This window comes from Oceaniradius stylonematis (assembly GCF_965223445.1).
Taxonomy (GTDB): domain Bacteria; phylum Pseudomonadota; class Alphaproteobacteria; order Rhizobiales; family Rhizobiaceae; genus Roseitalea; species Roseitalea stylonematis.
The window spans coordinates 1232651-1246874 of record NZ_OZ244994.1; the positions used below are offsets into that span (position 1 = coordinate 1232651).

The window sequence follows — 14224 nt, forward strand, 5'->3', positions numbered from 1 at the left end:
ACGATGGCCGGTCTACGGGACCAGAAGATCCTGGAAATAGAGCGCGGCGGCGGCAAGCGCGATGAAACCGCCGATCAGCAGCCAGCCGACCCGGCTCATGCGGGTGACGCTGGTGCGCTCGCGCCGCGACAGCGGCGCCGCCTCGGCGACGCTTGCATCATCCCCCGCCCGCTCTGCCTCGCCGGGGCCTGATGCGGTTTCCGCGGCATCCTCGACCGGCGCAGGCCCGCGCTGGCTGACGCCGGCCCGATAGGTCACCATCTCGTCCGCCGCGAACGCCATCTCGCGTTCGTGCAAGCGCTCGGCAATATAGGTCGTCACCGCCGACATCACCGGATCGACCGCCGTCGCCTCGGCAAGGATCGTCCGCCCCAGCCGCGTGTCGCGCACGAAACGGTAGGTGCGCCGGTCGCGGCCCATCATCACGTGCGCGGTCGCATCGATCCACAAGCGCGGCTGCAGGCCCGACGAGATGGCGAAATCGAAACGCTCATCGTCGGCCGGCACGTCGTCGAACACCGGCTTGAGTTCCTGTGCGAGGATTTCCAGCCGCGCGCGGTCGGCCTCCTTCATGTCCACGACGACATCGTTGCGCTCGGCGGCGGCGATCTTGACCTGCCGCACCGCGTCCACAAGGCGCGTGTTGGGATTGTCTTTGTGCTCGTCGGCGCTCATGGCGGCCCTGCCCGTCAACAAATGGTTAACGCGAACCTAACAAGTTTGCCGGCGCAATGCGAGAGCCCCGGCCGCATTTGCACCGCAACCCGGCGCTGACCGGCGCGTCAACGCCAGACCAGGAACAGGATCACCGTCAGCAGCAGCACGATGATCGCGAGCGCCAGCCAGAATCGCTTGACGTTGCGCACGATGAAGGGGCTCAGAAGCGCATCCTGAGCGCCGGCCGGCGGCTTGTCGGACAGGGAGCGCGTTGCCGCCAGCGGCGCGTCCTCGATCGTGCGGTCCAGCTTGAACGCGCTCGCCGAAGCTCCGAAATCGACGATCCGGGGCGCCTCGGGGCGGCCGCCGCTGCCGTTGGGTCGCGCCGCCGGAGCGCTGGCGGCGCCCGCCGCGCTCGGGCGGCGGACATAGCAGGGCACGTAGGTGCCCTTCGGCACGGTGATGCGGACCGGTTCGTCCTTGCCCTCGCCGGCATAAAAGCTCGTCAGATGTTCGCGCAGCCGGCCAGCCTGGACGCGCACGACCGCATCCATCGCGGGATCGAAATCGTCATCCTTGCCGAACACGTCCTGGGCAATGGTGAAACCCTTCAGGCGCGCGGCCTCGCCGTTCTGCTCGGCCTTGACCAGATAGGCCAGAAGCGAACGGGCCCGGTCGGCGCGGGCCAGGGTCTCGCTGTTGACGACCACTTCAAGCGCGGCGCGAACCTCTTCCGGGCTGACGGCCGGTTCGTTCTGGCTGCCGCTTGAAGTCCCGTTTGCCGTGTTCATGATCCCTGGCTGAATGGTTGTTCATTGACGGGCCGCCCCCCGGCCCGTCCCGACCCTAGTCCAAAACCCGCGCCGATCACAACAAAGCATAAAGCAGCAGGTCGCAATCGGCGGGTGTTTTTCACAGGCAGGGCGCAACCTAGCCTTGCGGAGCCGCCCGAACCCGATTGACGGCCGACACGATCGCTTCGAGCGAAGCGGCGACGATGTTCTTGTTGATGCCGACGCCGAAGACGCGTTTGTCGGCATTGTCCATTTCCATGTAGCAAATGGCCGCCGCGTCCGAACCGTGCTGAAGCGAGTGCTCGGAATAGTCGCGCACCGTCATCGACAATTCGTAATGGCGATTGATCGCATCGACGAACCCGTCGATCGGCCCGGTGCCGAAACCGCGAATTCCGATTTCCTCATTGCCGTCTATCAGCACCGCATCGACGATCCGCCCTTCCGGATCGTCCGGATCCGGCGCCGTGGTGTGGCCGACGAAGCGGATGCGCGGGCTGGGCAGATCGACATAGGTTGCCATGAACGCCTGGTGGATGCGCTCCGACGACAGCTCGATCCCTTCGCGGTCCGTGATCTCCTGGATTACCTCGCGAAACTCGACCTGCAGATTGCGGGGCAGGTTCAGCCCGTAATCGGCCTGCAATATATAGGCGATGCCGCCCTTGCCCGACTGAGAGTTGATGCGGATGATCGCCTCGTAGCTGCGGCCCACATCCTCCGGATCGATCGGCAGATAGGGCACCTCCCAAAGGTCCGACCTGGCCTCGCGATGGGCTCTCATGCCCTTGTTGATCGCGTCCTGGTGCGAGCCGGAAAAGGCCGTGTAGACCAGTTCGCCGACATAAGGGTGTCGCTCGGGTATGGCGAGCTGGTTGCAGTGCTCGTAGACATCGCGCAGCGCGTTGATGTCGCTGATGTCCAGCTTCGGATCGACCCCTTGCGTGAACATGTTCAGCGCCAGCGTGACCAGATCGACATTGCCGGTGCGCTCGCCATTGCCGAACAATGTGCCTTCCACCCGGTCGGCGCCGGCCATCAGCCCCAGCTCGGTCGCCGCGATGCCGGTGCCGCGGTCATTGTGCGGATGCAGCGAGACGATGACGCAGTCGCGCTTGTCGATGTTGCGGCACATCCATTCGATCTGGTCGGCATGGATGTTGGGCGTCGACATCTCCACCGTTGCCGGCAGGTTGAGGATCAGCTTGTGGTCGGGCGTCGGCTGGACGATCTCGGTGACCGCGTTGCAGATCTCCAGCGCCACTTCCAACTCCGTGCCTGTGAAGCTTTCGGGCGAATATTGGAACCGGTAGCCGCCGCCGGCCTTAGCCGCCATGTCGGTGACCAGCTTGGCCGCGTCCGTGGCAATCCGCTTGATGCCCTCAACATCCTTGCCGAAGACGACCCGGCGCTGCAATTCGCTGGTGGAATTGTAGAAATGGACGATCGGATGACGCGCGCCTTCCAGCGATTCGAAGGTCCGCTCGATCAGTTCGGGCCGGCACTGCACCAGCACCTGCAGCGACACGTCATCGGGCACATTGCCCTCTTCGACGCACCAGCGTGCGAAATCGAAATCGGTCTGGCTGGCCGATGGGAAGCCGATCTCGATTTCCTTGAAGCCCATTTTGAGCAGATGGGCGAACATGCGCGTCTTGCGCTCATGTCCCATCGGCTCGATCAACGCCTGGTTGCCGTCGCGAAGATCGACCGAGCACCAGATCGGCGGTGTCGTGATCGTCTTCGACGGCCATGTCCTGTCGGGCAGGTCGACCGGCGGATAGGCGCGGTATTTTCGGGCCGCGTCGGGCATGCCGGCACTGGTCGGCGTCTTGGCGGCTGTGACGTGCGTGTTCATGATCTTCATCCTTCGCCCGCCCCGGCGGCGACGCATGGTCGCCTCTCAAGCGGTGTCTGATCCATTCGATTGACGATGTAAAGAAGACGGGGCGAAACGGCGTCAAACGGAGCCGTCTGATACGGCCACCGGGCGCCCTGTCGCAAGATCAGGCCCGGCAGCCGCCGATAAGAAGGAGAAGGCCGAGTGCGCGACCGAACGCATCCTTGCCGCCGGCGCGTGCCGGGCGGGTGTTCACGCCATCGGAGGCGGAAATGGTGCGGGCGTCGATCATGACGCCCTGTGTAGGCCAGCGATGCAACGGTTGCAAGCGGCACGTCACCGCTGGATCGATTCGATATAGCCGATGATCGCGCCGATCTGCTCGGGCGTCGCCGTGAATTCCGGCATGTCCGGATGGCCGGTGACGATCCGTTCGGCGAACGCCTCTTCCAGCGCGTCCACCGGATAATCGCGCAAGAGGGTGCGGAACGCCGGCGCTTCGTCGTGGGCGCTTGCATCACCGGCGTCGATCGCGTGGCACCGGGCGCAATTGTCGGCGACCAGAGCCCGGCCAAAGGCCAGCTCATCGGCCGAGACCGGTCCGGCCGCGGCCACAACGACAGGCACAGCCAGCCACCATCTCATCGCGGCGACCCCGTCGCCTGTCCCCGCTCCACCAGCCGCCCGACCACATTTTCGATCATCTTCATGCCCGCATCGCCGCCGAGCGTCATGATCGATTCGGGGTGGAACTGGACGGCCGCCACCGGCTCGGACCGGTGTTCGATGCCCATCACGATCCCGTCCTCGGTCTCCGCCGTCACTGTGAACGCCTCGGGCAGGCGCGACGGATCGGCGAAGATCGAGTGATAGCGACCGACGACGATCTCGCGCGGCAGATCGGCGAACACCGCGCCGGGCTCGTGCACGCGGATGCGCGAAGGCTTGCCATGCATCGGATAGCCGAGCTGACGGAGCGATCCGCCATAGGCTTCGGTCAACGCCTGCAGCCCGAGGCAGACACCGAACATCGGCAGGTCCCGCGCGCGGGCCTTTCGGATCGTCGCCTTGCAGTCGAAATCCTTCGGCTTTCCCGGTCCGGGCGACAGCACCACCAGATCGGGCCGGAAGTCGTCGAAGGCGGCATCGGGCACCGGCGCGCGCACCGTGCGCACATCGGCGCCGGTCTGGCGGAAATAGTTGGCCAGCGTGTGCACGAAACTGTCCTCGTGGTCGACCAGCAGGATGCGCTTGCCCTCGCCGACGCGCCGCGTCTCGCGCGGGCCGGCATCGGCGTTCGACCGGCCCGATTCGCGGATCGCAGCCAGCATGGCCGATGCCTTGAGTTCGGTTTCGGCCTCCTCGGCGTCCGGGTCGGAGTCGAACAGCAGCGTCGCGCCGGCCCGCACCGACGCGATGCCGTCCCTGATCTGGATGGTCCGCAGCGTCAGCCCGGTGTTCATGTCGCCGTTGAACTTGACCATGCCGATCGCGCCGCCATACCAGGCGCGCGGGCTCTTTTCGTGCTTTTCGATGAAGCGCATCGCCCACAGTTTCGGCGCGCCGGTGACGGTCACCGCCCATGCGTGGCTCAAGAACCCGTCGAACGCGTCCATGCCTTCGCGCAATCGCCCCTCGACATGGTCGACCGTGTGGATAAGGCGCGAATACATCTCGATCTGCCGCCGCCCGATGACCCGCACCGAGCCCGGTTCGCACACCCGGCTCTTGTCGTTGCGGTCGACATCGGAGCACATGGTCAGCTCGCTCTCGTCCTTCTTCGAGTTGAGCAGCTTGAGGATCTGCTCGGAATCCGAGATCGCATCGGTGCCGCGCGCGATCGTGCCCGAGATCGGGCAGGTCTCGATGCGCCGTCCGGTCACCCGGACGAACATTTCCGGCGAGGCGCCCACCAGGAACTCGTTCTCGCCGAGATTCATGAAGAAGGAATAGGGCGCCGGATTGGTCGCCTTCAGCCGCCGGGCGATCGCCGAGGGCTTCGAATCCACCCGCTCGTAGAACATCTGGCCGGGCACGACCTCGAAAAGGTCGCCGCAGGCGAAGCGCTGCTTGGCCCGGTCGACCAGCCGCGCATATTCGCCCGGCTCATGGTCGCTGCGCGGCGGCACGGTCTCGGTGGGCACGAAAGGCGCCGGCGTTTCGGCGCGGGCAATGCCCTCGGTCGACACGCCGCTGGCCGAGAATTCGTAGCAATCGATCCATGCGCGCGCAGCGTGGTTGTCGGCGACCAGGATGCGGTCGGGGAAGAACAGCACCAGATCGCGCTGTTGGGGATCGCGCGGCAGCGTCTCTTCGACAGGATCGAACTGGAAGGCGATGTCGTAGCCGAACGCGCCGACCAGCATCAGATCCTCGTCCTCGTCCGACGAGAAGTGAGAAACGATGGCGCGCAGTACCGAAAAGACCGAGGGGTTCCGCGACCGGTCCTCCTCGGTCAGAATCTCGCCCGGTTCGGTGATCGCGATATCCAGTCCGCCATCGGCCCGGTCCAGCGTTTCGATGTGGGGATGTCCGGAAAGCGCGGTGCCGATCATCGCCACCAGCGGGATGCCGCGCGCGTTCAGCGCCTCGATGCGCATCTGCCGCTTGCGCGCCGAGATCATCACCGGCGGATCGATGATGCCCGTATCCCAGCGCGTATAACGGCCCGGATATTCATAGTTGGACGACAGGACGGCGCCCATGCGGCTGTCCAGATCGTCCGTCATCCGGTCGATCGCCGTGTGGTAATCGGCCTGTTCCTGCCGGCGCGCAACGCGTACGCCCCCGACGGTGACATAGGCATCGACCGGCGCCGTGGCTGCGATATGGGCGGTCATCTCCAGGTCCTTTCATGCCCGCCGGACGGACACAAAAAAACCGCCACGGCAATCGGGCGGTTGTTGGACATGCATATGCGTGAACCCCCGCCTAGAGCGAAGCCCACCACCAAGCATGTGCGTTCGGGTTGATCATCGTGCGAGCTTAGCGCCACCGTGTTCGGAACGCAATCGGCTTTGCCGTTGTATGGCGATGATCGGCGGAAGGGCGACCGGCTCCATCACGCGACCGATCTACCGGCGGCGGCAGATACCAAGGAGCCATGTCCGCCGGCCGGCCGGGCCTCAGAACAACCCTTCGATCAGCCCTTGCTCGTTGAAGCGGATCACTTCGGCCGACGGCGTGCGGGGCAGGCCGGGCATGGTCATGATCGCGCCGGTGATGACGACGATGAAGCCCGCGCCGGCGGACAGGCGCACCTCGCGGATCGGCACGGTATGGCCGGTCGGCGCGCCGCGCAGAAGCGGGTCGGTCGAGAAGGAGTATTGCGTCTTGGCCATGCAGATCGGCAGGTCGCCATAGCCCTTGGCTTCCCAGTCGCGAAGCTGGTCGCGCACCGCCTTGTCGGCGATCACCTCCTCGGCGCGGTAGATGCGCTTGGCGATCGTCTCGATCTTCTCGAACAGCGGCATCTCGTCGGGATAGAGCGGGGCGAACTGCGAGGCGCCCGCTTCGGCCAGTTCGGCCACGCGGGTGGCCAGCGCCTCGATGCCCGCCGAGCCCTCCGCCCAGTGGCGGCAGACGATGGCTTCCGATCCCATCCGCTCGGCATAGTCGGTGATCACCGCGATCTCGGCATCGGTGTCCGAATGGAAATGGTTGATGGCGACCACGGCGGGCACGCCGAACTGGCGGACATTTTCGATATGCCGGCCCAGATTGGCGCAGCCCTTTTCGACCGCCTCGACATTCTCCGCGCCCAGATCCTCCTTGGCGATGCCGCCATTCATCTTCAGCGCCCTGACCGTCGCGACGATCACCACCGCGTCGGGCGAAAGCCCCGCCTTGCGGCACTTGATGTCGAAGAACTTCTCGGCGCCCAGATCGGCGCCGAAGCCCGCTTCGGTCACCACATAGTCGGCGACCTTGAGAGCCGTCGTGGTCGCCATGATCGAGTTGCAGCCATGGGCGATGTTGGCGAACGGGCCGCCATGCACGAAGGCGGGATTGTTTTCGAGCGTCTGCACCAGGTTGGGCTGGATCGCGTCCTTGAGCAGCACCGTCATCGCGCCCTCGGCCTTCAGGTCGCGGCAATAGACCGCCGACTTGTCGCGCCGGTAGCCGACAATGATCCGGCCAAGCCGCTCTTCGAGATCGGCGATGTCGGTGGCAAGGCACAGGATCGCCATCACCTCGGACGCCACCGTGATGTCGAACCCGCCCTCGCGCGGAAAGCCGTTTGCGACACCGCCGAGTGACAATACCATCTCGCGCAGCGCCCGGTCGTTCATGTCGACGACCCGCCGCCAGACGACGCGGCGCATGTCGATGTCGAGCGCATTGCCCCAATAGATGTGGTTGTCCACCAGCGCGGCGAGCAGATTGTGCGCCGAGGTGATCGCATGAAAATCGCCGGTAAAATGAAGGTTCATGTCCTCCATCGGCACGACCTGGGCATAGCCGCCGCCGGCCGCGCCGCCCTTGACGCCGAAACAGGGGCCGAGCGACGCTTCGCGGATACAGATGGCGGTCTTCTTGCCGATGCGGTTCAACCCGTCGCCAAGCCCGACCGTGGTTGTCGTCTTGCCCTCGCCGGCCGGCGTCGGGTTGATCGCGGTGACGAGCACCAGCTTGCCGGTCTCATTGCCCTGAACGGACTTGATGAACTCGGCCGAAACCTTCGCCTTGTCATGGCCGTAGGGCAGAAGATCGTCGGACGGTATGCCCAGTTTCGCGCCGATCTCCTGGATCGGTTTCTTCGCCGCCGCGCGCGCGATTTCGATATCGGTCTTGAATTCGGCCATCGGGCTCCCCCACTCGGTGTCGGCTGGGCAGCCATGCCCGCGCCCGGCCATTGACCACCGAGTGAGGGGCCACCGCAATCGCAATAGAGCCACGCGTTAGGCGAATTGCGACACGCAAGCGCTGTGCCGGGTCTGGTTCAAACGACCCCCACCCTTCATCCCTCCCCACCAGGGGCAGGGAGGGAACAAACATGCCAGTTCGCTCTGCAGCGTCGGCGCCTCGCACGGCGACAGCAACGAGGCACCGATGCAGAGGGCTTCCCTCCCCCTTGTGGGGAGGGATGAAGGGTGGGGGTCAAGCCGGCTGGTGCAGAACGCAGCGAAGTCCTACCGGTCCAGAACGTCGCGCATCTCGACCAGGTTCGAGCGGACGCGCAGCAGATCGAAACCGATCGATTCCAGATGCGATTTGACCAGGCTCGACGCGCTGCCATTGGCGACAAAGGGCGGCCGCACCTGCAGCGCATCGCTCATCTGCTCGTCGATGCGCGCCCAAAGGCTCGTCAGGTTGCGCTGGGTGAACACGTCCTGAAAGTCGACACTCGCCGCCGACAGGATGCCGTAATAGGCGTAGAGCTGGCCATAGGTGAACCAGAAGCGGTCGTCGGCGCGGCGGTCGAAGCCGAAAAAGCTCGCCGCCTCCATGCGCCGCTGCAGGATTTCCGAGGTCGAGCCGATATCGGCGGTCACACGATCGATGAATTGCAGGAGGTTGTCGGCGCGCACATCGAAATCGGCCTGACAGGCCGAGAGCTCGGCGTTGAAGGCAAGCAGTTCCTGTCGTGCCTCACGCAGCTTGGCCTGCGTCGAGGGCTGCAGGAAGGGCGGGCTGAAGGTGAATATCCACGCATCCTCGCGATAGTTGGCCGCTTCGCGCGCTTCCTGAAGGTTCTGGTTGACCGACGATGTGCCGCGCACGCGCCCCAGCCGGTCGACCAGTTCCACCGCCGTGCGCCGGATCGCCTGGTTGGTGCCGAGCTGGAACGCCGCCTTGTTGTCGAAGAACGGGGTGTCCTTCCAGTCGGCAACGAAGAAAAAACCCGCCTTGTGCAGCGGGTTGGACGGCACCCAGATATCCTGGTTGACGTTGCGGTCGATCAGGTCCGCCGTCATCTGCACCATGGCCGAAGGTTGGCACGTGCCGTCGGGCAACTGTTCGCCGGCGGCGGTGGTGATCTCGGAATAGTTGTAGCTGGCGACATAGTTGGGATCGTCGCCGCGCCAGAACTGGGTGATGTAGAACAGATAGCCATAGCCGGCGATCAGGCCCAGCAGGATGGCGAAAACCGGGATCTTGATGATCCAGCCGCGCCCGCCGAGCCACGCCCAGAAGGCAAGGAACGGCCACAAGAGCCAGCCGATGGCGACGCCGATGCCATGGCCGATCGCCTCGAAGATGCGCCGGAAGAAGGCGATGATGGGATCAAGCATCGGCTGGGCTCCTCAGATCAATCAATCAAGTCCGAACAGCCGGGCGCGCAGGCCGGCCTTGTCCGTCAGATAGGTGTTTTTCAGCGTGTCCACAACGAAGCCGCGAAAACGGTCATCCCAAGTCTCGTACTCGGCATAAAAGCGCTGCTTGTTGAAGACGTACAGCGTCACGAAATCGCGCGGCACATATTCGCTGATCAAACGGTTGGTCAGCCAGGCGTCGTGATGGTCGGGCTTGCCGCGGACGATCTGGAAGCGAAGTGCGTGCGGCACGTCGCGAATGTCGATGCGGCCGGTGCGCGCCAGTTCCCGCCGGGCGGAATTGAGGAACGGATAGGTGCCGTCCTCGCGGATCGGACCGGCGTTGCGCGACACGAAGGTCTGCAGCCAGACGGGGTCAGCGGCGGTCAGATCGGCATCCGGATCGATCGCATGCACCAGCCCCCTGAGCGCCAGATCGGCCCGGTGATCGATGAAGCCGCCGCCCTCTAGCCATGAGGCGCTCGGCAAGTCGATCCGGCCCGAACGCGACAGGAAATCGAACACCCGCCGATGGTCGCCAATGTCCAGATAGCTGACCTGCCAGGGACGGGACCGCCGAAAACCCGGCGCGTCGGCATCGCAGATCACGGTCGTCATCTTGTCGTCGACGAACACGTAGGTGCCGCCGAAATGCGATGTCCAGAAGGCCGAATGGCGGAAGACGACCTGGTCGGGCACCAGCCGGTTCGAGCGGATGTCGCCGGTTGTCTGGGCGAGCGTCACCATCTGTTCGAGCATCGCATCGTCGCGCCAGGCGTCGGGCTCGGTCTTCAGCCGGTCAACGAGGGTGCGCAGCTCGGCCGCCTTGGCAAGAACGTTCTCCGCCGACAGGACCTTGAACTGCACCTGCTCGATCGACAGAAGGTCCTCGATGTCCTCGATCGCCGACACATTGTCTTCGATCTCGCCATAGATGACGTCCTTGATCGTCAGCGCGTGGATGGCGCGGGCATTGGCGGTGTAGAATTCATGCATCAGCCCGCCGGTGTTGGAAAAGCGCGTGTGGACGACCGGCAGGCTCGCCTGCCCCGGTGTCAGGATGATGAAGCGCCGGTTGATGCCCGCCGGGTCCAGATAGTCGAAATCGCCAAGCTCCTCGGCCACCTGCGGCGAAAAGCCGGTGCGGTCGATGTCGAAGCGGTCGAGCTTTGTCGGCGGCAGGCGGAAGGCCTCAAGCGCCTTGTTGTAGCGCTGGACCAGATGCGGCCGGTCGACCGTGAACAGCCGGCCATAGATCAGCGCGTTTTCATAAAGGCGTTTCATGGCATCGGTGCTTGGCAATGAGCCTTGGAGTGTGTATATAAGTGTGCACGAACGAGGCGCCCCGTGCTGGAAACCAATTCACGCAAGATCATCGCCCGCCTCGAAAAGGAAGGCTTTGAACTGGTAGCGGTTCGCGGGTCGCACCACAAGTTCCGCAAAGGCTCGGTGATGCTTGTCGTGCCACATCCGAAGAAGGATTTGCCCAAGGGTACGGCGCGCGCGATTGCCAAACAGACGGGTTGGCTGAAGGACCAAAACAGATGACCCATTACTTCGCATTGGTGCACAAGGATGCGGAAAGCGCCTACGGGATCAGCTTCCCGGACCTGCCCGGCTGCTTTTCCGCCGCCGACACGCAGGACGACATTATTCCCAATGCGATGGAAGCCATCGAACTTTATCTCGATGATGTGCCGGAAGCGCCGCACTCGCGCGACCTCGAGGCGCTGACCGCCGATCCCGGCATTGCCAGTGAACTCGCCGCTGGCGCCTATCTGATTGCCGTCCCGCATATCGCCAACACCAACAAGACGACGCGCGTGAACATCACCCTGAACAAGGGGCTGCTGGACGCCATCGACGCCGAAGCGTCCAAGCGCAAGATGACCCGGTCCGGCCTGATCGCGCAGGCGGCCGAGCGGGAGATTCTGGGGTAGGTCAGCCCGATAACAACGCGCTGATGAGCAGGGCCGTCGCGCTCGGAAATGTCACGGGTTTGCCGATTGGAAAATCGGCACGCCAGCGACTTGGGCCGCCCTTTGAAGCGCCTTGTCGAAGGTCGCCAAGGGCAGTCCGCGACGCATCGCAGTTTCCAGATAGAGCGCGTCATAGACCGACAATCGATGCTCCTGGCCCAGCGATATCGCGGCGTCCTTTGCAGCATGCCGACTTTCATCGTCGATGACGATTGTCAACTCTTCGAACTGGGCAAACGCACGCCGAATGAACCCGTAGGCAATGCGTCCACGCCGCACCGCCATAAGCAGGCCATTGGCCATTTCGGCGTGCCAATGGAAGGGAATGACCGCGCCATGTTCAGCCACATGGTCCTCGATGAGGATCGAAAGCGGTTCCGTCTCGTCGTCCAGATACCAGGACAGCGTGACCGAACAATCCACGACGACGCTCAATACCTGCGGCCCTCTTCGATCAGTTCCTTGATCGTGATGTCGCCAAGCGGTTTGACCTCCTTGCGCATTTCGCGGATCGCCTTGATCGCCTCTCGCGCCCGTCTGCGGCGCTCTTCTTCGTCTGCGGGCTCGACCGCAACCATCTTGACCACCGGCTTTCCGTGACGGGTAATGATCACCTCGTCACCCTTCTCGACGCGCTCGACAAGCGCGCTGAGATTGTTGCGCGCGTCGAGAATTCCGATCTCGTCCATGACTGACCTCCATTCTGGCCATTGTGGCTAGAGTTTATGTGCACGAGCAACCAATCACAAGATGGTACCGCCTCACCCCTCCCAAATCCCCTTCTCCTTCCGCTCGGTGATCTCGCGGGCGGCGCGTTCGGTCTGGCGCTGGCGGCGGATGATCTCGGCGACGGCCGCATCGTCGGCCTTGTCCGAATAGCGGAACTCGGAATCGGCGTAGCGGTTGATCTCCTGCATCACCATGCCGATGGTGAACGGCTCGCGCAGTTCGGAAATCATCGCCAGCTTCTCGTCATAGGGCTTGTGCAGGAAGGTCTCGGGCGTTTCGAACCATGCGTCGGGCAGTTCGATGTCCATCGCACGCATCTTGATCGCATCGGTGACGTTCTTGATCGCCCGGCCGGTGAAGCGCGGCTCGGCCTCCTTGATCATGTGCAGATAGGTGCCGATGTCGGCGATGGTCTTGGGCGCGCCATGGGTCTCGATGAACCGGTCGTAGATGGTCATCAGCCCGTCCTCGGCCGGCCGGTCGTGGCCTTCATAGGCCGCCCGGACAGCGTCGCGGATCTGCTGGTCGGCGTACAGCTCGTGATCGCCCAGCGGAATGGCATGGTTCTTTCCGGCGAGCAGGTGGAAGATGTCGATATAGTCGTTGCGCGTCTGCGGCCCGTCGACCAGCCAGCGCGCACCGGCCCGCTGGCGCAGCGCATCATCGACGTTCTCGGGGTAGTTGGAAAACATGCCGAACGAGCAATTGCCGCGCACCACCGTCATCGCGCCGGCAAAGCTCTCCATCAGGACCGCCGTCACCTCCTGCTGGCCGGCGGACGCACGATCGTCGGAGCGGCGCGCCGCCACCTGGTCGATATCGTCGATGGTGCCGAAGCCGATCGCCTTGGGATCGAGCACGTTGGAGACGAACTGCTTGCAGTTCTGACCCGACTTGCCCTGGTAGGACGAAATCTGGTCGACGCCGAAATTCTCGTAATGGAACGGATAGCCGGCGACCTGGCAGTAATCGTTGACCAGCCCGGCGATCATCTGGATCATGATCGTCTTGCCCGTCCCCGGCGCACCGTCGCCGATGAAGGTGAACAGGAACCCGCCCAGTTCGACGAACGGGTTCAGCCCGCGCTGGAAATCGTGGCATACCAGCATCTTGGCCAGCTTCATCGCCTGATACTTGGCGATGTGGTTGCCGATGATCTCCTCGGGCTTCTTGAACGTCATCGTCAGCGGCTTGCGCCGCGCGCCGGGTGCCACGTCGAACCCGTCGAGCGTGAAATCGTCCTTTTCGATGCGCACATGGCTGTCCTCGAAAGCGCCGAGCGCCTCGAACCGGCCCTTGCGCTGCAACAGCCCTTCGACGGTGACGCGCGCGAACGCCTTGGCCCGCTGGCCCATCGCGACATCGTCGGGCGCGCCCTCGATCGCGGCGGCCAGTCCGGCCAGCACGGATTTGACCGCATCCTGCGGCGTGTCGAAATCATAGTCCGGCTCGGACAGGTCTTCGCCCGGCTCGGTGTCGGTTTCGAGCATGGCGAGCAGATAGGCGGCGAACGCGAAGGCCGACACATAGGCCGAGGCGCCCAGCAGCGCCCGAAACCGGTTGGCATCGTCGCCTTCCAAAGGCGCGGTGGCATTGCGTGCCTTCAGGCTCTCGAGATCGGTCTGCCGGGCGAACATGTCCGAGACGGCCAGCGCGATCGCCGCGCCGCGCCGCGCGCGATACAAAAGACCATGCTGCGCCGGCGAGAGCATCTGGTCGTCGGCGCGGATCGCGCCGATCTGCCTGGCCAGTTCCACCTCGCGGGTACGCCGCGTACCGCCGGTCGAAACCGTCGAGACGAACCGCCGGCCGGTCCCGGCCAGTTGCGTGGACGAGCGCCCGTCGGTGCGTTCCATGACGACGAACCGCGTGACCAGCGACTGCGCTGTGGCGCGGTGCTTCTCGATGTCCTTTTCGTCGATCTGCGTCAGGCCGGTGTCCATATTCATGCTCCTTGCACCACACCCC

General features: G+C 64.3%; 14 protein-coding genes. 2 read left to right on the forward strand and 12 right to left on the reverse strand.

All coding sequences use genetic code 11. The annotated features are described in order from the left end of the window. Positions 1 to 12: 12 nt before the first annotated feature. The 9 genes from ACOQOU_RS06095 to ACOQOU_RS06135 form a co-directional block, all read right to left on the reverse strand. Positions 13 to 675: a hypothetical protein gene (locus ACOQOU_RS06095; RefSeq protein WP_196780408.1), complete on the reverse strand. Its 663-nt coding sequence runs from the start codon at positions 673 to 675 to the stop codon at positions 13 to 15. Between the two features lie 107 nt (positions 676 to 782). Next, positions 783 to 1448, reverse strand: coding sequence for a hypothetical protein (locus ACOQOU_RS06100; protein WP_109767543.1), 666 nt, complete (start codon positions 1446 to 1448; stop codon positions 783 to 785). A gap of 139 nt (positions 1449 to 1587) precedes the next feature. Beyond that, on the reverse strand, positions 1588 to 3264 hold the full coding sequence (leuA, locus tag ACOQOU_RS06105; protein WP_196780423.1) for a 2-isopropylmalate synthase: 1677 nt from the start codon (positions 3262 to 3264) through the stop codon (positions 1588 to 1590). Positions 3265 to 3457: 193 nt separating this feature from the next. Continuing rightward, positions 3458 to 3583 carry a hypothetical protein gene (locus ACOQOU_RS06110; protein WP_281004550.1) on the reverse strand — a complete coding sequence of 42 codons (126 nt, stop codon included), beginning with the start codon at positions 3581 to 3583 and terminating at the stop codon, positions 3458 to 3460. 44 nt (positions 3584 to 3627) lie between these two features. Beyond that, entirely contained in the window at positions 3628 to 3936 is a 309-nt protein-coding gene (locus ACOQOU_RS06115) for a c-type cytochrome (protein ID WP_109767545.1), read from the reverse strand. Beyond that, positions 3933 to 6131 carry an anthranilate synthase gene (locus ACOQOU_RS06120; protein ID WP_306025084.1) on the reverse strand — a complete coding sequence of 733 codons (2199 nt, stop codon included), beginning with the start codon at positions 6129 to 6131 and terminating at the stop codon, positions 3933 to 3935. Before ACOQOU_RS06120 ends, ACOQOU_RS06115 begins: the two co-directional genes overlap by 4 nt. A gap of 285 nt (positions 6132 to 6416) precedes the next feature. Continuing rightward, complete coding sequence (locus ACOQOU_RS06125; RefSeq protein WP_109767588.1) at positions 6417 to 8096, reverse strand: formate--tetrahydrofolate ligase; 1680 nt, start codon at positions 8094 to 8096, stop codon at positions 6417 to 6419. A 327-nt stretch (positions 8097 to 8423) separates the two neighbouring features. Beyond that, the gene (locus tag ACOQOU_RS06130; protein WP_306025083.1) at positions 8424 to 9527 is read right to left on the reverse strand and encodes a DUF2333 family protein; all 1104 of its coding nucleotides are present in this window, start codon (positions 9525 to 9527) and stop codon (positions 8424 to 8426) included. Between the two features lie 21 nt (positions 9528 to 9548). After that, positions 9549 to 10832, reverse strand: a complete 1284-nt coding sequence (locus tag ACOQOU_RS06135) for a DUF6638 family protein (RefSeq protein ID WP_306025082.1) — start codon at positions 10830 to 10832, stop codon at positions 9549 to 9551. A gap of 66 nt (positions 10833 to 10898) precedes the next feature. Here ACOQOU_RS06135 and ACOQOU_RS06140 point away from each other — a divergent pair, with 66 nt between their 5' ends. Continuing rightward, the gene (locus ACOQOU_RS06140) at positions 10899 to 11096 is read left to right on the forward strand and encodes a type II toxin-antitoxin system HicA family toxin (protein ID WP_306025178.1); all 198 of its coding nucleotides are present in this window, start codon (positions 10899 to 10901) and stop codon (positions 11094 to 11096) included. After that, positions 11093 to 11488: a type II toxin-antitoxin system HicB family antitoxin gene (locus ACOQOU_RS06145; RefSeq protein WP_109767548.1), complete on the forward strand. Its 396-nt coding sequence runs from the start codon at positions 11093 to 11095 to the stop codon at positions 11486 to 11488. The genes ACOQOU_RS06140 and ACOQOU_RS06145 overlap by 4 nt, the downstream gene beginning before the upstream one ends. 51 nt (positions 11489 to 11539) lie before the next feature. Here the strand turns inward: ACOQOU_RS06145 and ACOQOU_RS06150 are convergent, their stop codons facing one another. From ACOQOU_RS06150 to ACOQOU_RS06160, 3 genes are all read right to left on the reverse strand, one after another. Next, a complete protein-coding gene (locus tag ACOQOU_RS06150) occupies positions 11540 to 11962 on the reverse strand; it encodes a type II toxin-antitoxin system VapC family toxin (protein ID WP_109767549.1) in 423 nt (140 codons plus the stop codon). Continuing rightward, positions 11959 to 12216, reverse strand: coding sequence for a type II toxin-antitoxin system Phd/YefM family antitoxin (locus ACOQOU_RS06155; protein ID WP_109767550.1), 258 nt, complete (start codon positions 12214 to 12216; stop codon positions 11959 to 11961). The genes ACOQOU_RS06150 and ACOQOU_RS06155 overlap by 4 nt, the downstream gene beginning before the upstream one ends. A 72-nt stretch (positions 12217 to 12288) precedes the next feature. Next, a complete protein-coding gene (locus ACOQOU_RS06160; RefSeq protein WP_306025081.1) occupies positions 12289 to 14199 on the reverse strand; it encodes an AAA family ATPase in 1911 nt (636 codons plus the stop codon). Positions 14200 to 14224 lie beyond the last annotated feature (25 nt).

Excerpts from the sequence above, each read along its gene's own strand:
- ACOQOU_RS06145 (WP_109767548.1), top strand. The coding sequence starts at position 11,093 with ATGACCCATTACTTCGCATTGGTGCACAAGGATGCGGAAAGCGCCTAC.
- ACOQOU_RS06160 (WP_306025081.1), bottom strand. The coding sequence starts at position 14,199 with ATGGACACCGGCCTGACGCAGATCGACGAAAAGGACATCGAGAAGCAC.
- ACOQOU_RS06100 (WP_109767543.1), bottom strand. The coding sequence starts at position 1,448 with ATGAACACGGCAAACGGGACTTCAAGCGGCAGCCAGAACGAACCGGCC.
- leuA (WP_196780423.1), bottom strand. The coding sequence starts at position 3,264 with ATGCCCGACGCGGCCCGAAAATACCGCGCCTATCCGCCGGTCGACCTG.
- ACOQOU_RS06155 (WP_109767550.1), bottom strand. The coding sequence starts at position 12,216 with ATGGACGAGATCGGAATTCTCGACGCGCGCAACAATCTCAGCGCGCTT.
- ACOQOU_RS06120 (WP_306025084.1), bottom strand. The coding sequence starts at position 6,131 with ATGACCGCCCATATCGCAGCCACGGCGCCGGTCGATGCCTATGTCACC.
- ACOQOU_RS06130 (WP_306025083.1), bottom strand. The coding sequence starts at position 9,527 with ATGCTTGATCCCATCATCGCCTTCTTCCGGCGCATCTTCGAGGCGATC.
- ACOQOU_RS06115 (WP_109767545.1), bottom strand. The coding sequence starts at position 3,936 with ATGAGATGGTGGCTGGCTGTGCCTGTCGTTGTGGCCGCGGCCGGACCG.
- ACOQOU_RS06095 (WP_196780408.1), bottom strand. The coding sequence starts at position 675 with ATGAGCGCCGACGAGCACAAAGACAATCCCAACACGCGCCTTGTGGAC.
- ACOQOU_RS06135 (WP_306025082.1), bottom strand. The coding sequence starts at position 10,832 with ATGAAACGCCTTTATGAAAACGCGCTGATCTATGGCCGGCTGTTCACG.
- ACOQOU_RS06125 (WP_109767588.1), bottom strand. The coding sequence starts at position 8,096 with ATGGCCGAATTCAAGACCGATATCGAAATCGCGCGCGCGGCGGCGAAG.
- ACOQOU_RS06110 (WP_281004550.1), bottom strand. The coding sequence starts at position 3,583 with ATGATCGACGCCCGCACCATTTCCGCCTCCGATGGCGTGAACACCCGC.